The organism is Delftia sp. CH05 (genome assembly GCF_009827015.1).
In the GTDB taxonomy this organism is placed as follows: Bacteria; Pseudomonadota; Gammaproteobacteria; order Burkholderiales; family Burkholderiaceae_C; genus Comamonas; species Comamonas tsuruhatensis.
In genome coordinates this window covers 1-21,553 of the sequence record NZ_WUMG01000064.1, presented here as the reverse complement: position 1 = coordinate 21,553, position 21,553 = coordinate 1, and the positions used below count along the sequence as shown (strand labels likewise).

Here is a 21,553-nt window from a genome sequence, read left to right as displayed (position 1 = left end):
GGTTGTGCTTGTGGTGCAGGCAGGTTCGCAGGCCGTGGCCTGCCGTGGGTGGCGCGAGCCTAGCAGAGGCTTTTCAAAAGTGATAGCGTTGATTTCTTTGCAATCCCCAAGGAAATCTTTTGGAGACCCGCTATCTCAAGAGCCTGATCGCCGTGGTGGACAGCGGCTCCATCGCCGATGCGGCGCGCGCCGAGCACCTGACCGCCGCCGCCGTGGGCCAGCGCGTGCAGGCGCTGGAGCGCGAGCTGGGCTTTGCCCTGCTTTCGCGCAGCGGCCATGCGGCCCGCCCCACCCAGGCCTGCGTGGCCCTGCTGCCGCGCGCGCGGCGCCTGGTGCGCGAGGCCGCGCTGCTGGGCAGCGATGCCAGCGCCGATGGCCTGGCCGGCACGCTGCGCATCGGCGCCATCTCGACCGCGCTCACCGGCATGCTGCCGGCCGCGCTGCGCAAGCTCACGCAGGCGGCGCCACAGTGCCGGCCCGTCATCGTGCCGGGCACCTCGCGCGCGCTGTTCCAGATGCTGCAGTCCGGCGAGCTCGATGCCGCCGTCATCGTGGCGCCCCCTTTTGAACTGCCCAAGGCGCTGCGCAGCGTGCAGCTGCGCCGCGAGCCGCTGGTGCTGCTGGCACCGCCCCAGGCGCGCGGCCGGCCTGCCGCGCTGCTGCGCAGCCTGCCCTACATACGCTACGACCCCGATGCCTGGGGTGGCCGCCATGCGGCCGACTGGCTGGCCGACCAGGGGCTGGAGCCTGCGGTGCTGTGCGACCTGGACGCGCTGGAGGCCATTGCCATGCTGGCCGCCGACGGCATGGGCGTGGGCCTGGTGCCGCACTGGACGGGCCTGGAGCGCTTCATGGGCGACTGCCGCATGCTGCCCATTGCGGGCGCCGCCTATGAGCGCGCCATCTTGCTGGTGACCAGCGCCGAGCCCGACCTGCCGCGCATGGCCGAGCTGCTGGAGGGTGCACTCGCTTAGGTTGCGGCCTTCGTTCTCAATCCGCCTGCACGTATCCCGTGACGCGGATCATCTCGCGGTACTTGGCGATCTCGCGCGCATAGGCGGCCGCCGCATCGTCCAGGCCCATGGGCTTGGCAACGTCACGGCCGTCGGCCTCCAGTTTGGCGATGACCTGCGGGTCCAGCAGGGCCTGGCCGATGGCCTGGTTCAGGCGCTGCTTGACGTCCTGCGGCGTGCCGCGCTTGACGAAGTAGCCCGCCAGGCTGGCGTACTCGAAATCGCGCAGCGCCGGCACTTCGGTGATGCTGGGCACGGCCGACAGCACGGCAGGCCGGTTGCGCGACAGCACGGCCAGCGCCCGGAAGCGGCCGGTGCGGATCATCTCCAGCATGGACGCCTGGAACGGCATGATGCTGAAGTCGATCTGGCCGCCGGCCAGGTCCTGGATCACGGGCGCCGTGCCCGCATAGGGCGCGTGGGTGAACGGCACCTTCACCACCTTGCCCATGTACTCGGTGATCAGGTGGTAGAGCGAGCCCACGCCCACCGAGCCGTAGGTCAGCGAATTGCTCTCGTTGCGCGAGCGCGCCAGCGCCAGGAACTCTTGCATGTCCCGGGCCGGCAGGCCCGAGCGCACCAGCAGCACCAGGTGGGTGACGGTGATGTACTGCAGGTTCTCGAACGCATCGGGCTGGTAGCGCACGGCCTTGTTGGTGAGCGGCGGCAGGATGAGTTCGTTCTGCGTGCCCTGGAAGAACATGCTGCCGTCGGCCCTGGCGCCCAGCACTTTGGATGCGGCAATCGTCCCCGTGGCGCCGCCCAGGTTTTCCACGATCACCTTGGCCGCCAGCCCCTCGCCTATGGGCTTGCTCAGGATGCGGGCGCTGACGTCGCTGGGCCCGCCTGCCGGGTAGGGCACCATCAGGCTGACCGGGCCGGGCGCCGAGGCCGCGGCAGGCTGCAGCAGCAGGGGCGCCAGCGGCAGGCCGGCGGCGATTTTCAGGAGCGAGCGGCGTGTGGGCAAGGCAAGTGGATTCATGGAAGTGCACCAGGCAGTGGCTTGAGGGGAAGGCGGGAATCAGGCGCGCCCTACCACCGGGCGTGGGGCAGGCGCGCAATGGTGTGGAGCACCGCCAGGCCGCGCGGGACGATGGTGTCCACCTCGCAGTACTCGTCGGTGGTGTGGAACTTGCCGCCCACGGGGCCGGTGCCGCACAGCGTGATGGCGCCCAGGCTGGAGGTCACGCCCGAGTCCGCGCAGCCGCCGCTGAACTCGCCCTCGGCCTTGTGGCCCAGCGCGCCCAGCTCGGCCTGGTACAGCTCGAACAGTTGCTGCGACTGCGGCGTGGGAACGAAGGGGCGGAACTCGCCGGTGATGTTCAGCGTGGAGCGCGTGCCCTGGATGAAGGACTTGTCGCAGATGCAGCGGATGCGGCCCACCAGGGACTCGCGCTGGTCCAGATCGAAAATGCGCAGGTCGATGGCCGCCTTGGCCGACGGCGCCGACGTGTTCACCGACAGCCCGCCCGACACCAGGCCCACGTTGACGGTGACGCCCTTGTCCAGGTCGGTGAGCGCGTCCAGCGCCACCACCTTGTGCGCCAGCTCCGAGATGGCGCTGATGCCCTCGGCGAAGTTGGCGCCCGAATGCGCCGCCTTGCCCTCGATCTCCACGCCGAAGAACACGCCGCCCTTGCGGCCCGTGACCACGTTGCCCGAAGGCCGGCCCGGCTCCGCATTGAAGACAAAGCCCGCCTTGCGCGCAAAGGGCTCGATGACGGACTTGCTCAGGGGGGAGCCGATTTCCTCGTCGCAGGTGAACAGGCCCGTGACCTCGGGCGCAGGCTCCGCGCTGTGGGCCAGCGCAGCCAGCAGGAAGGCGTTCATGACGATGCCCGACTTCATGTCGGCCACGCCCGGGCCGTAGGCCCTGCCGCCTTCGATGCGGAACGGCCTGCGCGCGGCCTCGCCTTCAGGGAAGACCGTGTCGCAGTGCCCCATCAGCAGCACGGGCCTGCCCACGGTGCTGCCCGCGTTCACGGTGACCGAGATCGCGGCCTCCACGCCATCGACGAAATGCGGGCTGACCTGCAGCCCCTGGCCCAGGAAGAAGGCCTCCAGGCGCCGGAACACGCGCGCCACGCCAGGTTTGTCGAAACTGCCCGAATCGATGTTGACGATGTCGGCCAGCAGCGAAAGCATGTTCTCCCGCTGGTCCTTGATCCACTCCGACGCGCCGACCGCCCGGTCCGCACTGACAATGGCTTGCTGTGGCATCCGCTGCCTCCGTATTTTTCAATACTTGGTATTGTTATTTAATACTTCAGATTCACAATCAGGTAAAACGATGATCGAAAACGCGTTGTATGTGGGTTCCGTGGGCAAGGCATTCCGCGTGCTGGACTGCTTCAAGGGCGCGGCGGGCGACCTGAGCCTCACGGAAATCATGGAGCGCAGCGGCCTGGACAAGAGCGCCGCCCAGCGCTACGCCTACACCCTCAGCGCCGAGGGCTACCTGCAGCAAAACAGCCAGACCCGCCGCTACCGGCTGGGCCCGGGCGTGCTGGACCTGACCTTCCACTTCCTGCGCACCCATGCGCTGGCCGAGGCGCTCAACCCCCTGCTGCTGCAGCTGTCCAAGGACACGGAGCAGAAGATCAGCCTGTCGCTGCGCGACGGCGACTGGCTGGTGCACGTGCTGCGCCACCAGACCAGCACCGAGCACTACCATGCCTCCCTGGTCGGGCGGCGCGTGCCCCTGCAATGCACGGCAGGCGGGCGCGCCGTGATGGCCCGGCTGGACGAGGCGCAGGTGGAGCAGCTGCTGGCCCCCGGCCGCCTGGTGGCCAGCACGCCCCGGACGCTGACCACGGCCAAGGCCGTCCAGGCGGAACTGAAGAAGGTGCGCGAGCGCGGCTACGCCATGGTGGTCGATGAATTCATCATGGGCGAGGTCGCGCTGGCCGCCGCCGTGGTCGATGCCGACGGCGTGCCGCTGGGCGCCCTGCACCTGAGCGGATCGTCAAGCCAGTGGAGCGGCGCCGACTACGCGAAGAAGTTCTCGCCCCTGCTGCTCAACGCCATCGCCCAGTACGAGCGGCGCAACGCCTGAGGCCGCAAAGATGCGCTGTAAGGGACGCTGAAGGGACGCCTAAAAGTGCTCCCACAGGCGCGCCGACATGGCCCATGCCAGCGCGCTGCGGGCATCAGCCGCGCAGGCGCCGCTCTTGCAGCGCGGCCCCTGCGGCCAGCAGAACGCCCAGCAGGGCCAGCATCCAGGGCGAATCCACGGGGATGGAGGCCGGCGAGGGCGACGGGCCTATGGGCGTGGTGACGGTGCCGGTGCAGCCGGTCTCGCAGGAAGCGTCCCCGCCCCCCGTCACGTTGGCCGTGTTCACGAGCGTGGTGTTGCCTGCGGACGCCTTGGCCGTCACCGGGATGGTGAAGCTGGCCGACTGCCCCACAGCAAGGCCCGCCGGCACGATGCAGGCAACGCTCTGCCCGCTGGCCGTGCAGCCGGCAGGCATGGTACCCAGCGCCAGGCTGGTGGACAGCACGTCGCGCACCGTGGCGTGCGCCGTGGTGGCGGTCGTGCCGGTGTTGGTCACCGTGAAAACATAGTTGGCGGACTGCCCGGCCAGGAAATTGCCCGACGAGAAGGTCTTGGCGAGCGAGAGTTTGGGCGCGTTCACCGGCACCACCACCGTGGGGCTGTCGCAATTGGCCAGGCACAGCGGATCGCCGCCCCCCGTCACATGGGCCGTGTTGAGGATGGAGGAGCCCGCCGTGCCGGACCTGGGCACCACCGAAAGCGTGAAGGTCGCGGACGCGCCCACGCCCAGCCCCGCAGGCACCGTGCACAGGACGGTCTGGCCGGAGAACGCGCACCCGGCAGAGACGCCCGTCACCATCAGGCCCGACGCCATCTCGTCGCGCACCACGGCGTCCTGCGTGGTGGCCGTCGTGCCCACATTGCGCACCGTGATCACGTAGCTGGCGGCCTGCCCCTCGGCGAAGGCTCCGGCCGACGCCGTCTTGCTCACCTCCAACCTGGGTGACTCCACCGGCGTGGTCACGGTGCCACTGTCGCAACGAGCCACGCAGGAAGGGTCGCCACCGCCCGTCAGACTGGCCGTATTGGCCAGCGTGGTGTTGGCCGCTGCGGCCTGCGGCGTGACGGGGATCACCGCACTCCATTGCCCGCCCGTCGCCAGCCCGGCGGGCACGGTGCAGCTGAGCACCTGATCCATCACCGAGCACCCTGCCGGCAGGGTGCCCAGGGTCAGCGTGGAGGCGATCACATCGCGCACAAGGGTCGGCGCCGTGGTGGCCGCCGTACCTGTGTTCCTCACGGTGATGGTGTAGTAGGCCGCCTGCCCCACCACAAACACCGGGCTGGACGCCGTCTTCGCGATCTGCAGTTGCGGTGTGTTCACCGGCTCCACCACCTCGTTGCTGCTGCATCCGGATAAGCAGGACGGGTCGCCCCCGCCGTCAACGCGCGCCGTGTTAGAGATGGTGGTGTTGCCGGCGGTCGTCATGGGCGTCACGGGAATGGTGAAGCTCACCTGGCCGCCGGGAGCCAGGCCCGCCGCTATCGTGCAGGTGACCAACTGGCCCGCCGCCGTGCAAGGGCCCGGCAGCGTGCCGATGGTCAGCGTGGTGGCGATCACATCGGTGATGCGGGTCTCGGCAATGGTGTCCGCCATGCCCGTGTTCGTCACGGTCAGCACATAGCGCGCAGGCTGGCCGACGATGAAGGCATCGTCGGAAGCGCGCTTGACGATCCGCAGCCTGGAGGCGTTGACGGGCACCAGCACCTCGTTGCTGGTGCAGCCAGCCGCACAGGAAGGATCGCCGCCGCCACCGACCTGGGCCACGTTGGAGATCGCCGTGTTGGCCGCCGCCGGCTGGGGCGTCACCGAGATGGCAAAGCTCACCTGGCTGCTGGTCGCCATGCCCGCAGGAATTGTGCAGCTGACCAGCTGACCCGCGAACGAGCAGCCTGCAGACACGGAATTGATGAGCAGGTTGGCCGCCACCGTGTCGGTGACCGTGGCGGGCGCCGTGGTTGCCGCCGTACCCGTGTTGCGCACGGTGAGCACATAGCTGGCGTTCAGGCCCACGACGAAGGACTCCATGGAGGCCGACTTGGCAATGGCCAGCCTGGGCGCCTTCACGGGCACCTGGACTTGGCTGCTGCAGGCGCTGGGGCACAGCGGATCGCCGCCGCCCGTGGCCGTTGCGGTGTTGGTCAGCAGGATATTGGCCACGGTAGGCGTCACGGGAATGGCAAAGCTGACCTGGCTGTGGGTCGCCAGCCCTGCGGCAATGGTGCAGCTGACCGCCTGGCCGCTGCGCGTGCAGCCCGCCGGCAGGCTGCCGATGGTCAGGCTGCTGTCGAGCGTATCAGTCACCACGGTGGCCTGCGGCGTCGCACCGGTTCCCACGTTCTCGACAGTGATGGCATAGCTGGCCTGCAGGCCGACGATGAAGGAATCCATGGAAGCCGACTTGCCCACCTTGAGTCTGGGCTGGCCCACGACGGTGGTCTTGGCGCTGGTGCAGCTGGTGGTGACAGCGTCGCACTGCGGCCCGGGCGGCGACGGCGGCAAGGCCGAGGTCGCAGGTGGCGCGGGATGCGTTGCAGCGTAGTTGACGATGGAGCCCACAGCGGGCGCGTTGACCTGGATGCTGAAGGTCTGGCTCGCGCCGCCACCGGCCAGCGTGCCCGGCAGCGTGCAGGTGAGCAGGGCACCCGGCACATTGAGCGGCGCGCAAGCGACCGGTGCGGTGGAGGTCGTGGCCGCCACGCCCGGCGGCAGCTGGTCCTGCACCACGGGGTTGCTGATCGCGGCGGTGCCGCCCGTGCGGTAGTTGGTCAGCGTGAGTTGGTAGGCAAAGCCCTGGCCTACGAGGACTGAGTTCGGGCCTGACTTTTCCACCACGACCTGGCCCTGGCGCTGGTTCACGAATGTGCTGGAGTTGTTGGCCGGATTGGTGTCGTTGATGGTGATGGCGGCCGTGTTGGTGATGCTGTTCGTCCCCGATGCCGGCGTCACCTGGAGGCGGTAGACCAGGTAGTCGCCCGAGGTGGGCGGCACATGCGCCGCCCCGCCGCTGCTGTTCACCGGCAGCACGCCGGTCCTCATCGACAGTGCCCTGCCGTTGGCCGCCTGCGTTCCGCACACGGCGGCACCGGAGGAGATGCAGGCAATGGGCGATGTCAGGCTGACGTTGTCCGGCAGCAGGTCGGCGACGGTCACGTTGCCGGCCGCGTTGGGTCCGTAGTTCCAGACCTTGAGCTCGTAGTCGAACGGCGTGGCATTGTCGAAGGTGTCCGGCCCAGTCTTGGCAATGCCGATGTCCGTATTGAAGTTGGCACAGCCGTCATAGGATGCCGGATCGCTGGGATCGCGCAGGTTGGCGGCGGGAATGATCTGTGCGGACTGCCCCGGCGGCGTCCAGCGCAGGCGCAGGTGGTTGAGCCCGCCCTGGTTGTTCCAGTGCACGCGCATGGCATAACAAGTGTTGTTCTGTGCCACCACGAAGCTGCCGGGAATGTTCTCGAACTGCGTATCGCCCGAGGTAAACGACCCCAATTGCCCCACAGGTACGTTGTAGTCGAAGGTTCTGTAATGCGCCGCGTTGGCCTTGGTGAAATTGGTGGAGAACTCCACCTTCACCTCATCATCGTGCGCAGCGGAAAATCCATAGGTTCCCGCCGTGGGAAATACAACCAGCGCATACACCACGCGGCCCTGCAGCCACTGCTGGCATGCGGCGGAAGACTGCCAGCCGCTGCCGGCCGCGCTGTTGCACAGCGTGGCACTGGCAATATTCCAATCGATATTCTGCGCAGTGCCTGAAGACGCGATGTTGGTGGTGGAGCTGGCAAAGCTCACCAGATTCTGCAGCTGTACCACCGAATTTCCACCGGAATAGTTCAGGTAGTTGGGAGCCGGCGATCCACCAGGCACCGAAACCTGTCCACGGAAATTGTCGAAGATGACCCCAGCCTGCACCGCGACGGGCATCAGCGCCGCCAGAGATAGTATGCCAATCAGTTTCCACCAATCGGGAGATGATTTTCCCTGGCGCCGGGAATAGGCAATTCCGAGATCCGAAACCATAAAGGCGCGCTCCCTCTTAAAAGGAATACATGGAGTACAGATGAAATGAATGGATTGAATTGACCACCGGGCCAATCAACCACATCATCCCGGACGCGCCGAAACAACTTGTAGGATGTTTTTGATTATTTAAATTACATCTTCTTTCAGATGCTGCGGATACCTTTGATTCGGTAGTCCGCGCATGGGTGTTTACGCGGATTTCCGGGCAGGATAGCAATCATTATTATTTTCTATTGAAATGAATACAAATTTATTAATAACCATCGGCACTGCTGACGATTCGAAAATCTGCCGCTATACTGCGCCCCTTCTTTCTTGAACGAGCTGCTGCAGGAAAGACGTTTTCCGGGCCTTTGCCGCCCGGGTGTCTTTCATCGTCCGTACACCCAACGGATGCGGCGAGCGCCAACCAGGCCTCGCGGATCTGCAGCCATGAGCACTCCTCAACGACTCCAGCGTGCCTTTGCACGCACGGGCATCTCTCTCGACTATCGCGACGGCATCTACCACGTGCGCGATGGCCAGGCCGAGGCCCACATTCTTCTTCCCGACAGCCTTCCCCTGGAGGACAAGGCCGTGCGCCAGCTGCTGGCCTTTGCGGCCGTGCGCCGGCATGACGGCCAGGGCAGCCACGGCGCCGTCTGCCGCGCCTGCGCCACGCCCGACTTCCATCCGGGCACGGTGGCGCCCGTGGGCAGCGTGGTGGCCACGCCATCGGACTTCGTCATTCCGGCCGCCATTGGCACGGACATCAACTGCAGCGTGCGCCTGCTGACCACGGGCGCAAGGCTGGACCAGCTGGCGCCGCACAAGGGCCGGCTGGTGGAACTGCTGAGCGCCAGCCTGCTGGGCAGCGGGCGCGACGTGCCCGTGACCACGGCCGCCTTCCGCGCGCTGTTCGACCACGGGCCGGCCGCCTTTGTGGACCGGCTGAGCGGCCAGGGCCTGTGGGGCCATGTCGACAGGGACCGCCTGCACCGCGAACTGGCCGCCTGCATCGGCCTGGACAGCTTCGCTGGCAGCGCCCGCCACGCGCCCCATGCCTATCTGCAGGAGCGCCATGCCGTGTTCCGCGACCCGTGCCTGGGCACGGTGGGATCGGGCAACCATTTCGTGGAACTGCAGGTGGTCGATGAGGTGCTGGACCGCCACGCGGCCTACCGCGCCGGCCTGCGCGCGGGCGACGTGGTGGTGATGATCCACAGCGGCTCGCGCGACCTGGGCTTTTACGTGGGCCAGGCCTGGATGGACCGCGCCCGGGCCGAGTGGCCGCAAGGCGTGAAGCACCCGGCCAGCGGCCTGTACGGCCTGTCGGGTCCGCTGGCCGGCGAGTACCTGCAGGCCATGGGCGTGGCGGCGCGCTATGCCTGGGCCAACCGCGTGGTGCTGGCCGAGCTGGTGCGCAAGGACCTGGAGCAGATCGTGGGCGCAGCGGATTCGCGCCTGGTGGTCGATGTGCCGCACAACGTGGTCCTGCAGCAAGGCGGCATGAACATCCACCGCAAGGGCGCCACGCCGGCCAACGAGGGCGACTTCGCGCTGATCCCGGGGTCCATGGGCGATGCCTCCTACCTGGTCACGGGCCTGGGCGCGGCCGACTGGCTCTGGTCCTGCAGCCATGGCGCGGGGCGGCGCATGCGCCGCCAGGCCGTGCGCGCGCTGCGCCCGAAGCCCGCGCAGGCCATGCGGGCGAGCAGGGCTGGCAATGCGTGACGCTGCGCGAGGAGCGCCGCATCGAGGAGGCGCCCGAAGCCTACAAGCCCATCGGCCCGGTCATCGAGTCGCAGGAGGCCGCCGGCCTGATCCACGCCGCCGTGAAGCTCAGGCCCTGGATCACCTTCAAGGCCTGAGCACCGGCAGGCGCCTCACTGCAGCCGCAAGCCGTCCGCCGCACGGTCCTGGGCCAGCTTGCGGTACAGCGTCTGGCGGCTGATGCCCAGCAAGCGCGCGGCCTGGGTGACATTGCCCCGGCAGTTCTCCAGCGCCTGCCGCACGGCCGAGCGCGAGAGTTCATCCAGGCTCTGCGGCGCAGCGTCGAGCCGGGGGCCGCTGCGGGCGGTCTGCGCCAGCTCGGCCTGGAAGTCGTCGGGCAGGTGCTGCCACTGCAGGCAGTCCTCATGGGGATCGAGCATGGCGCAGGCCGTTCTCAGCACGCTGGCGCACTGGCGCAGATTGCCGGGCCAGCCATGGCCGGCCAGCTGCGCCAGCAGGGCCGGTGCCATGCGCAGCGGGCGCGCGGGTTCGATGTCGGCCAGCATGCGCGCGGCCAGCGCCTCGAAGTCGCCGCGCTCGCGCAGCGGAGGCAGCTCCACGGCCAGGCCGTTGATGCGGTAGTACAGGTCGGCACGAAAGCGCCCCTGGTCGGCATCCTCGCGCAGCCTGCGGTTGGAGGCGCTGACCAGCGCGAAATCGACCGCAACGGGCGTGCCGCCGCCCAGCGGCACCACCTGCCGCTCCTGCAGCACGCGCAGCAGCCGGGTCTGCAGCGACAGCGGCATGTCGCCGATCTCGTCCAGGAACAGGGTGCCGCCGTGCGCCTGGCGCAGCAGGCCCGCCTGTCCTTCGCGCCGCCCGCCCGTGAAGGCGCCCTGGCGGTAGCCGAACAGCTCGGCCTCGATCAGCGACTCGGGCATGGCCGCGCAGTTGATGGCCACGAACGGGCCGTCGCGGCGCGGCCCGCTGTCGTGGGCCGCGCGCGCAAACCATTCCTTGCCCACGCCGGACTCGCCCTGGATGAGCAGCGCAATCGGCTTGCCCAGCACGCGCCGGGCCTTGTCGGCCGCCGCACGCCAGCGCGCATCGCCCGTGTCCAGCCGCGCCAGCGCATCGCGGGGGGCCTGCCGTGTTTCCCCCGCTTGCCGCGCTCCCAGCGCCTCCTGCACTGTCTGCGCCGCCGCCCCCGCCATGATGGTGCGCCGGTCCGGCACCAGCTGGCCGAACAGCGCCGTGCCGTCATGGCGCCGCAGCGGCTGGGCCGCATCGGGCTGGCGGTGCTGGCGTGACAGCAGCTCCTGCAGGCTGGCGTCCAGCACCTGGTCCAGCGCCACGCTGCCCAGCTGCGCGTGCGACAGGCGCAGCAAGGCCAGCGCGGCGCGGTTGGCACCCACCACCCAGCCGTCGCCCGAGATCAGCGCAATGCCTTCGCCCACCGTGCCAATGCCTTCGGGCCGCGCGTGCAGGTGCAGGCGGATGTGGCGCTGGCCGTCGCAGGCCATGAGGCGGTTTTCGATCATGCGGGCCGCCGTGCCGACCAGGCCCAGCGTGTGCGGGCTGCCCCGGCCATGTTCGCTGGAGATGTCCAGGATGCCCAGCAGTTGGCCCGTGCCCGACAGGATGGGCGCGGCCGCGCAGGTGAGAAAGCCGTTGCGCTCCAGGAAATGCTCGCCGCCCTGGATTTCGATGGAGTCCATCTCGGCCAGTGCCGTGCCGATGGCATTGGTGCCGCGCTGCGCCTCATGCCAGGACGCGCCGCTGGCCAGGGCCACGCGCTCGGCCTTGCCCAGAAAGAAAGGGTCGCCGCAGGTATCCACCAGGGTGCCGCAGGGGCCGGCCAGCACCACCACGCTCTGGCTGCCGCGCACCTGCTCGGACAGGTATTCCATGACGGGCCGTGAATGCGCCAGCAGCGCATGGTGGCGGCTGCGCAGCACGCCCAGCGCGTGCTGCTCCAGGTTGTCGGCGGCGCCCAGCCGTCCTGTGGGACGCAGTCCCTGCTCGATGCAGCGCTGCCACGAGCGCGCCAGGCGCTCGTCCACCAGGCCGCTGGGGCAGCGGCCCGACTCCATCAGGCTGTGACGGGCCTGGCGCAAGGCCACAAGGGAGGCTCTCGATTGCATGCTGTCTCCTGCTCGGGCGTCATTGCGCCGCGTTGCGGGCCAGTATGCGGGGCCGGCGGGCACCGGGCAAGCCAAGTGGCGGGTCAGGCGCCCGACTGTTCCATTTCTGGACAGTTGTCCTGTTGCGCAACGTCACGGCACAGGGCGAACGCGCACGGGAATACCCGCAGCAGCCACGTCCCGCGCGCCTTTGCGGGCACCTGCCCTGCGGCCTGCGGGCTGGCACGGCTTTTGAATCATGTCTGCCGTCCGGCCATGGCCGGATATCCCGATCCACACCCGATCACAACAGACCCATAAGCATCCTCAGGAGACAAGCAGCATGACCGTCTACGCAGCACCCGGCGCCGCTGGCGCCAAGATCGCCTACAAGGCCCGCTACGACAACTTCATCGGCGGCAGGTTCGTACCTCCGGTCAAGGAGCAGTACTTCGACGTGGTCACCCCCATCAGCGGCAAGGTCTACACCCGCGCCGCGCGCTCCACGGCCGAAGACATCGAACTGGCGCTGGATGCCGCCCATGCCGCCAGCGACGCCTGGGGCCGCACCAGCGCGGCCGAGCGTGCGAACGTCCTGCTGAAGATCGCCGACCGCATCGAGGCCAACCTGGAGCTGCTCGCCTATGCCGAGACCGTGGACAACGGCAAGGCCATCCGCGAGACGCTGAATGCCGACATCCCGCTGACCGTGGACCATTTCCGCTATTTCGCGGGCTGCGTGCGCGCCCAGGAAGGCGCGCTCAGCCATATCGACGAGACCACGGTGGCCTATCACATCCAGGAGCCGCTGGGCGTGGTGGGCCAGATCATTCCCTGGAACTTCCCCATCCTCATGGCGGCCTGGAAGCTGGCGCCCGCGCTGGGCGCAGGCAACTGCGTGGTGCTCAAGCCGGCCGAGTCCACGCCCATCAGCATCCTGATCCTGGCCGAGCTCATTGCCGACCTGCTGCCACCCGGCGTGCTCAACATCGTCAACGGCTTCGGCCGCGAGGCCGGCATGCCGCTGGCCACCAGCAAGCGCATCGCCAAGATCGCCTTCACGGGCTCCACCTCCACGGGCCGCGTGATCGCCCAGGCCGCCGCCAACAACCTGATCCCTGCCACGCTGGAGCTGGGCGGCAAGTCGCCCAACATCTTCTTCGCCGATGTGATGGACAAGGACGATGCCTTCCTCGACAAGGCCGTCGAAGGGCTGGTGCTGTTCGCCTTCAACCAGGGCGAGGTCTGCACCTGCCCCAGCCGCGCGCTGATCCACGAAAGCATCTACGACCGCTTCATGGAGCGCGTGCTCCAGCGCGTGGCCGCCATCCGGCATGCCAACCCGCTGGACACCGACAGCATGATGGGCGCGCAGGCGTCCAAGGAGCAGCTCACCAAGATCCTGTCGTACCTGGACCTGGGCAAGCAGGAGGGCGCCGAGGTGCTGGCCGGCGGCGGCCAGGCCCATCTGGGCGGCGACCTGGAAGGCGGCTACTACGTGCAGCCCACGCTGTTCAAGGGCCACAACAAGATGCGCATCTTCCAGGAGGAAATCTTCGGCCCCGTGCTGGCCGTGACCACCTTCAAGGACGAGGCCGAGGCCCTGGCCATTGCCAACGACACGCTCTACGGCCTGGGCGCGGGCGTGTGGAGCCGCAACGGCAACGTGGCCTACCGCATGGGCCGGGCCATCAAGGCCGGGCGCGTGTGGACCAACTGCTACCACGCCTATCCGGCGCACGCGGCCTTTGGCGGCTACAAGGAATCGGGCATCGGCCGCGAGACCCACAAGATGATGCTGGACCACTACCAGCAGACCAAGAACCTGCTGGTCAGCTACAGCGAGAACAAGCTGGGCTTCTTCTGAAGTTCTTCCCAGGTGAATGCGGCCGGCGGCGCGCAGCGCGGCCGGCCGTCCAGGAAAGGACCACCCCATGGTTGACAAAGTGATTGCCACCGAGGCCGCGCTGGCGCTGATCGCCGACCTGCAGGCGCAGCACGGGCCGGTGTTCTTCCACCAGTCCGGCGGCTGCTGCGACAACAGCGCCGCCAACTGCTACCTGCCCGGCGAGCTGACGATAGGCGCCCAGGACGTGCTGCTGGGCCAGGTGGGCGGCGCGCCCTTCTATATCGGCAAGTCGCAGTACGAATACTGGAAGCACACCCAGCTCATCCTCGACGTGATCGACGGCCAGGGCGGCACCTTCTCGCTGGAGGGCAGCACGGGCAAGGCCTTCCACACACGCTCCAGGCTGTTCACGGACGAGGAATACGCCGAGATCCTGGCCGGCGAGGGCAACGGCCCCTGACAGGGGCCGCGCGGCGGGCTACTTTCCGGTCAGCCGCTTGACCGCGGCCTCGGTCTGGCGCACATGCTCGTCCGGGTCCGAGCCGATGTACACGAAGCGGACCTTGCCGTCCTGGCCGATCACGTAGGAGATGCGGTCGGCGCGCTGGGGGTCGGCGGCGGCCGAGGCGTCGTAGGCGCGGATGGTCTGCGCCTGCGGGTCCGATGCCACGGCGAACTGGTCACGGCAGGCCTCGGTGGAAAAGCGCTTGAGCGTATCGATGTCGTCATGCGACATGCCCACCACCGTGGCGCCCATGGCCGCGAAACGCGGCGTGGCCTCGGCAAAGGCGTGGGCTTCCATGGTGCAGCCCTGGGTGAAGGCCTTGGGGAAGAAATACAGCACCACCGGCCCCTTCCTGAGGGTGGCGGCCATGTCGAAATCGAAGGCCTTGCCCGCCACCGCAGCCGGCGTGGTGAAGCGCGGCGCGGTGTCGCCCACCTTGAGCGCTGCCTGGGCCAGCGGCGACAGCAGCAGCGCCGCCAGCACGGGTGCGGCGGCGCGCGCGCAGCGGCGGCCCCAAGAGGTGCGATGGTGGGTGGAATCGCCGCAGCGGATATCGGACATGCATGGCCTCCTGAGCCTGGAACGGGATGCGCCATTGTGGCCAATCGGCCCGGGCCGCTGGCGCATTTGCCGTGGATCAGCGCGGGGATTCGCCGGGCCTGATCCTGAACCAGATCGAGTACATGGCGGGCAGGAAGACCAGCGTCAGCACCGTGCCGGCCAGCGTGCCGCCGATCAGCGTATAGGCCAGCGTTCCCCAGAACACCGATTGGGTCAGCGGGATGAAGGCCAGGATCGCCGCCAGCGCGGTCAGGATCACGGGCCGGGCGCGCTGGACGGTGGCCTCCACCACCGCCTGGAACGGCGCAAGCCCCTCCTGCTCGTTGTGCTGGATCTGCCCGATCAGGATCAGCGTGTTGCGCATCAGGATGCCCGACAGCGCGATCAGCCCCACCAGTGCATTGATGCCGAAGGGCTGCTGAAAGACGATCAGCGTCGGCACCACGCCGATCAATCCCAGGGGGCTGGTCAGGAACACCATGACCATGGCCGATATCGACCGCACCTGCAAGATGATGATGATCAGCGTGATGGCGATCATGATCGGGAACAGGGGCAGCATGGCCGTCATGGCCTTGCCGGATTCCTCGATGGAGCCGGCCTCGTCGATGCGGTAGCCCGCAGGCAACGCCTTCCTGATGGGCTCCAGCTGCCGGGTGATGGCCGCAGAGACATCGGGCGGCTGCAGGCTGTCATCGATGTCTCCGCGGACCGTGATGGTGGGCATGCGGTCGCGGCGGCGCATGACGGGCTCCTCCATCTGCACGGTGACCTCGCCCAGCTGCGACAGCGGTATGCGCTGGCCAGTGGCGTTGGTGAGCGTGAAGTCGCCGACCCTGGCCACATCGTGGCGGGTGCCGCCCGCAGAACGCGCCATCACCTGCACGGTGCGGATGTCCTCGCGCACGGTGGTCACGGGCACGCCGCTGAGCAGGAATTGCAGCTGCTGCGCGACTGCCGCGGAGGTCAGGCCCATGGCCTGCAGCCGGTCCTGGTCCAGGGTGAAGCGCATGACAGGGGTGCGCACGCCCCAGTCGGAGTTCACGGTCCGCATCATCGGGCTGTCATGCAGCACCTGGTGCACCTGGCCGGCAATGTCGCGCAGCCGCTGCGGGTCGGGGCCGGAGACGCGATACGCCACGGGGAACGGGGAGTACGGCCCGAACACGATCTGCGATGCGCGCACCTGCGCCTGCGGGGCCAGTCCCTGGGCGATGGCCTCGCGCAGCCTCAGCTTGAGCGCGTCGCGCTGCGCCTGGTTGGCGGTGCGCACGACGATCTTGGCGAACGACGGGTCGGGCAGCTCAGGGGAGATGGCCAGAAAAAAGCGCGGTGCGCCCTGGCCGATATAGGCGGTCACGATCTCCGATTCGGGCTGCTGCAGCAGCCAGGCTTCCACCGTGCGGGTGGTCTCGCTCGTCTGGCCGATGGAGGTGCCGTAGGGCATCTGCACCTCGACCATCACCTCGGGCCGGTCGGAGATGGGAAAAAACTGCTTCTTCACGATGGACATGCCCAGCACGGAAGCCACCATGAGCCCGCCCACGACTGCGGCCACCATGCCCTTGCGGGCGATCACCTTGCCCAGCACGCGCCGCAGGCGCTCGTAGCGGGGCGTGCCATACATCGCCGCATGTCCGCCTTCGACCTTCTTGAGAGGGGGCAGCATCTTCACGCCCAGATAGGGCGTGAACACCACGGCCACCACCCAGGACACGATGAGCGCGATGCCGACGATCCAGAACATGTTGCTGGTGTACTCGCCCGCCGTGGAGCGTGCGAACCCGTTGGGCATGAAGCCCACCGCCGTCACCAGCGTTCCGGACAGCATGGGCGCCGCGGTATGGCTCCAGGCGTAGGCGGACGCGGCCACGCGGTCGTAGCCCTCTTCCATCTTCACCACCATCATCTCGATGGCGATGATGGCGTCGTCCACCAGCAGGCCCAGCGCAAGGATCAGCGAGCCGAGCGTGATGCGGTCGAAATTCTTTCCCGTGGCGGCCATGATGATGAACACGGCCGCCAGCGTCAGCGGCACGGCCGCAGCCACCACCACGCCAACGCGCCAGCCCATGCTGGCGAAGCACACCACCAGCACGACCAGCAGCGCGGCCAGGAACTTGAGCATGAACTCATCGACGGAGGCGCTGATGTTCACGGCCTGGTCCGTCACCTTGGTCAGGCCCATGCCCAGCGGCATGTCTGCGTTGATGGCGCCCACCTCCCTGTCCAGCGCCTTGCCCAGGTCCAGCCCGTTCCAGCCGTCGCGCATGACGACGCCCAGCAGCAAGGCCGGCTCCGCACCGTTGCGGATGATGAAGGTCGAGGGGTCTTCGTAGCCGCGCTGGACGGTGGCGATGTCGGACAGCTTGACCGTGCGGCCCTGGGCCACGATGGGCGTGTCGCGGATCTTCTGCAGCGCGTCGAACGCCCCGTCGATGCGGATGAACACCTGCGGTCCCTGGGTCTCCACCGACCCGGCAGGGGTGAGGGCGTTCTGGTTGTTCAACGCAGCGAAGACGTCCTGCGGGCTGATGCCCAGCGTGGCCAGGCGCTCGTGCGAGAACTCCACGTAGATCCGCTCGGATTGCTCGCCGACGATGTTGACCTTCTTGACGCCCGGCACATGCAAAAGACGCTGGCGCAAGGCTTCGGCATCGCGCACCAGCGCCCGGGGCTCCTCGCCGCGCGCCTTGAGGGCGTAGATCGCAAAGGTCACGTCGGCGTACTCGTCGTTCACCATCGGGCCGATCACGCCCGCCGGCAGGTTGCGGGCCTCGTCACCGAGCTTCTTGCGTGCCTGGTAGAACTCCTCCTGCACCTCGCCGGGGGGCGTGGAGTCGAGCAGGGTCAGCGTGGTGAAGGCCAGCCCCGGTCTGACGAAGGTTTCGGTGCGGTCATACCAGCGCAGCTCCTGCAGGCGCTTTTCCAGCTTCTCTGCCACCTGGTCCTGCATTTCCTGCGGGGTGGCGCCAGGCCAGGCCGTGATGATGGTCATGACCTTGACGGTGAAGGCCGGATCTTCCGCCCGGCCCAGCTTCAGGAAGGCAAAGACACCCGTCAGCGAAATCAGCAGGATCAGGAACAGCGTGATGGAGCGCTCACGGACGGCAAGCGCCGACAGGTTGAAACGGCCTTCACTCACGGGACGCTCCCTTGGACACGGAGGACGCCGTGGACGTTGTTGCCGTTGAAGGCGCCGGCGCCTCGCTGTCCAGCCGCACCTGCGCACCCTCGCTCAGCAAATGCGCGCCGAGCGCGACGACCCGGTCCCCCTGGTCGAGCGCACCCGCCACCTGGGCATTGCCGTCCTGTACCTGAACCACGGTGACGGGCTGGCGCCTGACCTGATCGCCCTGCACCACCCAGACAGCGGCGCCCTTGCCCTCATCGAGGATGGCGCCGATGGGGACCTGCAGGGTTGCCTTGCCGGCCGTCGATGTCGATGTCGATGTCGATGTCCCGCCAATCCTGAGCGTGACCGTGCTGCCCAGCGGGGCGCTGGCCGCCGCGCCGGCGTCCAGCACATAGCGGGCCTCAAAGGTGCGGGTGGCCCGGTCGGCCACATCGGACAGCTGGCGCAGTCTGGCGGGGATGACCACATCCTCCCTGCCGAACAGGCGGGCCTGGGCCGCCGAGCCCAGCGCGGGCCGCAGTGTCTCGGGCAACTGGACGACCGCTTCGCGCCTGCCGGCATGGGCGAGGCGCACGACCACCTGGCCGGCACTGACGACCTGGCCAGGCTCGGCAAGTGTTTCCATCACGATGCCATCGGCATCGGCCAGCAGTTCGGCGTAGCGGCTGGCGTTCAGCGCTGCGGCGGCCTGCGCTTCGGCCGCCCTGAGCTGGGCGCGGGCGGCATCCGCGGCCGCCTTGATCTGTTCATGGGCCAAGGCCGAAACGGCACCCGTTCCCTGCAGGTCACGGTAGCGCTGCTCCTCGTCGCTGGCCTGCTGCGCACGTGCCCTGGCGGCTGCGACGGCCTCCTGCTGGGCATTGGCGGCCAGCTTCAGGTCCACCGGGTCGAGGCGCAGCAATGCCTGGCCGCGCCTGACCGTCTGGCCTGTATCCACCAGGCGCTCGAGCACCTTGCCGGCCACGCGAAATCCAAGATCGCCCTGCACCCTGGCCGCGATGGTGCCGGTGAAGACGCGCTCGGAAGAATGGCCTGGCGCTACCAGGGTGGTGCGAACGAGGGGTGGCTGGGTGCGCGGATCTGGCGGCGTGCTTTTGCCGCAGGCAGCGAGTGCAAGTGACAGTGCGCCGACAGCGGCGATGGACAGATGGCGGTGCCGAAGCATGAGGGGGTCCCGAACAATGAGCAGGACCCGATTCTGTGATCAGTGACCATTTATGTCAATGGTCACAATTGCAGGATTTAGGGCGACAGGCTTCTCAGCACCAATCCGGCCAGTTGTGCGGGCGCCTCGTCCGCATGGTCGAGGCTGTGCTGCAGCATCACCGGGTTCAGATAGGGGAGCATGACCAGGAAGATGGCGCGCCCGGTTTCATCCAGCGGCGTCTTGCGCTCGAAATCGCCCCGCTGGCGCCCGGCGTCGAGCACCTGCAGCAGCAGCTGATGCATGCGTTCCTCATAGGCCTGCGCTGCCTGCCAGCGCTCGGCCGACGCCGAAATGGCGATCTCGTACAGCTTGCGGTCCTCGGAGAAAAGCCGCAGCGTGGCAGCGACGATCGCCTTGAACAGGCGCCGCAGCTGCTCGGGAGGCGCATCCGTGCTGGCGACGGCCTGGCGGATCTCCGCCTCCATCTCCATCAGGCAGTTGGAACAGATCATCTCGCCGATGACCTGCTTGGACTCGAAGAACTTGTAGATGTAGGCCTTGGAAAAGCCGATGGCCTTGGCAAGGTCGGACACCGTGGTTTTCTCGTAGCCGTAGCGGCTGAAATGCGCTTTCGCCGCAGTCACGATCTGTTGCCGGACATCGTGTTCGACCGGGCCGCGCGCAGAGGTCGGATAGACGTTGGTGGTGCTCATGCGGCCTAGCTTACTCCATCAAAAAAATACTATGCAAGTGACCATTTTGGAATATAGTCACAGCGTCGCCACGCTTCTGACTGTTGAACATGCCGCGTCTTGCCGCCCCCGTTTTTCTGATGCTCGCCAGCCTTTGTGCAGGGTGTGCGGTAGGCCCTGACTACCAGCCGCCCGCCACGGCCCTGCCCCAGGCCTACATGGGGGGACGCGTTCTGGGTGAGGGCAAGCCTCCCTCGCCGGACTCCCCCACGGACCTTGCAGCCTGGTGGGCAGCCTTTGGCGATGCGCAAATGGCGCGCCTAGTCACGGCGGCACTGCAGCAGAACCTGGATGTTGCCCAGGCCGCTGGCCGCGTGCTTCAGGCACGCGCCGGGCTGGACGCGGCGGCAGCTGCGTTGCGGCCGTCGGCCCAGGTCTCGGCGCAAACAGCCAGGAGCTATCAGTCGGTCGAGACTCCGCTGGGCCGGGTGCTCGACTCCATGCCGGGATTCGATCGCTACGGCAGCGCCCAGGAGGCCAACCTCGGAGCCAGCTGGGAGCTTGATCTCTTCGGTGGCCTGCGCAGGGCCCGGCAGGCTTCCCTGGCCGAGTACCAGGCATCGGAAGCCGGCGCCACCGCCGTGCGGCTCGCGGTGGCCGCCCAGACTGCGGACACCTATATCCAGATTCGCGGCCTGCAGGCGCGGCTGGCAGTGGCACGCTCGCAGGTGCGGACCCAGCAGCAACTTCGCTCCATCGTCGAACTGCGGTGGAACAAGGGCCTGGCACCCGAGCTTCAGCTGCGCCAGGTCGAGGGGGCACTTGCGCGGGCGCAAGCAACCATCCCGCCGCTGGAGAACGCGCTCGAGGCCGCCCTCAACGCCATGGACGTGATGCTGGCCACGGCACCCGGCACGCACCGGGCCGAACTGGCCGATCCCCGCCCGGTCCCCGTGCTGCCAACCCTTTCCCTGGCGGAGGCGCCCGGCGATCTGCTGCGGCGACGCCCGGACCTCATCGCGGCGGAGCGGCGCCTGGCAGCGTCGAACGCACGCATCGGCGTGGCGATCGCCGAGTACTACCCGAAGCTGTCGATCAGCGGCCTGATCGGCAGCGCCACCTCCATCTCCGCGGGCAATCTCTTCAGCGCCGGCGCATCGCAGGCCAGCGTTGTGGGCGGCCTGCGCTGGCGGCTGTTCGACTTCGGTCGCATCAACGCCCAGATCCACCAGGCGCAGGCACAGGAGGCGGAAAGCCTTGCCGCCTACCGGCAGTCGGTACTGCGCGCCACGGAAGAAGTGGAGAACGCCCTGGTCTCGCTGGACAGGCGACAGGAGCTGATGGCCGTGCTCGCCAGGGGCGCGGATGCGCTCACGCGGGCCCGGCAGGCCGCAGGCGCCGCCTACGACAAGGGCGTGGTCAGCCTGATCGAGGTGCTGCAGGCAGATGAAAGCCTGCTGGGCGTGCTGGATGCACAGGCGCAGGCCCGGATGGAGTCGGCGCGCTCGACGGTGGCGATCTTCAAGGCGCTGGGCGGCGGCTGGACGCCGGAGCCCCTGCCTTCCAGGGCGTTGGCGGCCGCCAGCCACGGTCTTCCCGCCAGCGTTGCCCCCTGAACCTGCCACTTCCCGAAAGGAGCCCCCTTTCCACACAGCAAAGCAACCGAACACCCCTGCGGGACATGCGGCCCAGGCGCCCTGCCGACGCGGGCGGCCCAAGCCATGGCCCGGCTCCACCCACCCCCATCCGTCAAACC

General features: G+C 68.1%; 13 protein-coding genes and 1 pseudogene. 6 read left to right on the top strand and 8 right to left on the bottom strand.

Annotated features, from left to right (window positions below):
* The first annotated feature begins 119 nt into the window (after window positions 1–119).
* Window positions 120–974 carry a LysR substrate-binding domain-containing protein gene (locus tag GRX31_RS28300; RefSeq protein ID WP_160855895.1) on the top strand — a complete coding sequence of 285 codons (855 nt, stop codon included), beginning with the start codon at window positions 120–122 and terminating at the stop codon, window positions 972–974.
* A 16-nt stretch (window positions 975–990) separates the two neighbouring features.
* Here GRX31_RS28300 and GRX31_RS28295 read toward each other — a convergent pair whose 3' ends face one another.
* Together GRX31_RS28295 and GRX31_RS28290 are read right to left on the bottom strand one after the other, a co-directional pair.
* Entirely contained in the window at window positions 991–1,995 is a 1,005-nt protein-coding gene (locus GRX31_RS28295) for a tripartite tricarboxylate transporter substrate binding protein (protein ID WP_046986376.1), read from the bottom strand.
* A gap of 50 nt (window positions 1,996–2,045) precedes the next feature.
* Window positions 2,046–3,233, bottom strand: a complete 1,188-nt coding sequence (locus GRX31_RS28290) for a M20 family metallopeptidase (RefSeq protein ID WP_016445477.1) — start codon at window positions 3,231–3,233, stop codon at window positions 2,046–2,048.
* Between the two features lie 70 nt (window positions 3,234–3,303).
* On the opposite strand from GRX31_RS28290, the gene GRX31_RS28285 reads away from it, so the two are divergent.
* Complete coding sequence (locus GRX31_RS28285) at window positions 3,304–4,068, top strand: IclR family transcriptional regulator (RefSeq protein WP_013800690.1); 765 nt, start codon at window positions 3,304–3,306, stop codon at window positions 4,066–4,068.
* A gap of 94 nt (window positions 4,069–4,162) precedes the next feature.
* Here GRX31_RS28285 and GRX31_RS28280 read toward each other — a convergent pair whose 3' ends face one another.
* Window positions 4,163–7,993 carry a DUF11 domain-containing protein gene (locus GRX31_RS28280; RefSeq protein ID WP_160855893.1) on the bottom strand — a complete coding sequence of 1,277 codons (3,831 nt, stop codon included), beginning with the start codon at window positions 7,991–7,993 and terminating at the stop codon, window positions 4,163–4,165.
* A 531-nt stretch (window positions 7,994–8,524) separates the two neighbouring features.
* Here GRX31_RS28280 and GRX31_RS28275 point away from each other — a divergent pair.
* A pseudogene (locus GRX31_RS28275) lies at window positions 8,525–9,942 on the top strand (RtcB family protein).
* Between the two features lie 15 nt (window positions 9,943–9,957).
* Here the strand turns inward: GRX31_RS28275 and GRX31_RS28270 are convergent.
* Window positions 9,958–11,928, bottom strand: coding sequence for a sigma-54-dependent Fis family transcriptional regulator (locus GRX31_RS28270; RefSeq protein WP_160855891.1), 1,971 nt, complete (start codon window positions 11,926–11,928; stop codon window positions 9,958–9,960).
* A gap of 322 nt (window positions 11,929–12,250) precedes the next feature.
* On the opposite strand from GRX31_RS28270, the gene exaC reads away from it, so the two are divergent.
* Together exaC and GRX31_RS28260 are read left to right on the top strand one after the other, a co-directional pair.
* Window positions 12,251–13,774: an acetaldehyde dehydrogenase ExaC gene (exaC, locus tag GRX31_RS28265; RefSeq protein WP_012207447.1), complete on the top strand. Its 1,524-nt coding sequence runs from the start codon at window positions 12,251–12,253 to the stop codon at window positions 13,772–13,774.
* Window positions 13,775–13,841: 67 nt separating this feature from the next.
* Window positions 13,842–14,216 (top strand): DUF779 domain-containing protein, encoded by a 375-nt coding sequence (locus tag GRX31_RS28260; RefSeq protein ID WP_043790054.1) that lies wholly within the window; start codon window positions 13,842–13,844, stop codon window positions 14,214–14,216.
* An 18-nt stretch (window positions 14,217–14,234) separates the two neighbouring features.
* Here the strand turns inward: GRX31_RS28260 and GRX31_RS28255 are convergent, their stop codons facing one another.
* The 4 genes from GRX31_RS28255 to GRX31_RS28240 form a co-directional block, all read right to left on the bottom strand.
* Entirely contained in the window at window positions 14,235–14,822 is a 588-nt protein-coding gene (locus GRX31_RS28255; RefSeq protein WP_160855889.1) for a peroxiredoxin, read from the bottom strand.
* Window positions 14,823–14,898: 76 nt separating this feature from the next.
* On the bottom strand, window positions 14,899–17,967 hold the full coding sequence (locus GRX31_RS28250; protein ID WP_047472581.1) for an efflux RND transporter permease subunit: 3,069 nt from the start codon (window positions 17,965–17,967) through the stop codon (window positions 14,899–14,901).
* Window positions 17,960–19,123, bottom strand: a complete 1,164-nt coding sequence (locus tag GRX31_RS28245) for an efflux RND transporter periplasmic adaptor subunit (RefSeq protein WP_160855887.1) — start codon at window positions 19,121–19,123, stop codon at window positions 17,960–17,962. Before GRX31_RS28245 ends, GRX31_RS28250 begins: the two co-directional genes overlap by 8 nt.
* 77 nt (window positions 19,124–19,200) lie before the next feature.
* On the bottom strand, window positions 19,201–19,818 hold the full coding sequence (locus tag GRX31_RS28240) for a TetR/AcrR family transcriptional regulator (protein ID WP_046240240.1): 618 nt from the start codon (window positions 19,816–19,818) through the stop codon (window positions 19,201–19,203).
* Window positions 19,819–19,907: 89 nt separating this feature from the next.
* On the opposite strand from GRX31_RS28240, the gene GRX31_RS28235 reads away from it, so the two are divergent.
* Window positions 19,908–21,413 (top strand): efflux transporter outer membrane subunit, encoded by a 1,506-nt coding sequence (locus GRX31_RS28235; RefSeq protein ID WP_160855885.1) that lies wholly within the window; start codon window positions 19,908–19,910, stop codon window positions 21,411–21,413.
* The last annotated feature ends 140 nt before the right edge of the window (window positions 21,414–21,553 follow it).

What these genes read in the sequence shown, in the direction of transcription:
- GRX31_RS28280 (WP_160855893.1), bottom strand. Translation starts at nt 7,993, where the DNA reads ATGCCCGTCGCGGTGCAGGCTGGGGTCATCTTCGACAATTTCCGTGGA.
- GRX31_RS28235 (WP_160855885.1), top strand. Translation starts at nt 19,908, where the DNA reads ATGCCGCGTCTTGCCGCCCCCGTTTTTCTGATGCTCGCCAGCCTTTGT.
- GRX31_RS28285 (WP_013800690.1), top strand. Translation starts at nt 3,304, where the DNA reads ATGATCGAAAACGCGTTGTATGTGGGTTCCGTGGGCAAGGCATTCCGC.
- GRX31_RS28245 (WP_160855887.1), bottom strand. Translation starts at nt 19,123, where the DNA reads ATGCTTCGGCACCGCCATCTGTCCATCGCCGCTGTCGGCGCACTGTCA.
- GRX31_RS28260 (WP_043790054.1), top strand. Translation starts at nt 13,842, where the DNA reads ATGGTTGACAAAGTGATTGCCACCGAGGCCGCGCTGGCGCTGATCGCC.
- GRX31_RS28255 (WP_160855889.1), bottom strand. Translation starts at nt 14,822, where the DNA reads ATGTCCGATATCCGCTGCGGCGATTCCACCCACCATCGCACCTCTTGG.
- exaC (WP_012207447.1), top strand. Translation starts at nt 12,251, where the DNA reads ATGACCGTCTACGCAGCACCCGGCGCCGCTGGCGCCAAGATCGCCTAC.
- GRX31_RS28295 (WP_046986376.1), bottom strand. Translation starts at nt 1,995, where the DNA reads ATGAATCCACTTGCCTTGCCCACACGCCGCTCGCTCCTGAAAATCGCC.
- GRX31_RS28290 (WP_016445477.1), bottom strand. Translation starts at nt 3,233, where the DNA reads ATGCCACAGCAAGCCATTGTCAGTGCGGACCGGGCGGTCGGCGCGTCG.
- GRX31_RS28240 (WP_046240240.1), bottom strand. Translation starts at nt 19,818, where the DNA reads ATGAGCACCACCAACGTCTATCCGACCTCTGCGCGCGGCCCGGTCGAA.
- GRX31_RS28270 (WP_160855891.1), bottom strand. Translation starts at nt 11,928, where the DNA reads ATGCAATCGAGAGCCTCCCTTGTGGCCTTGCGCCAGGCCCGTCACAGC.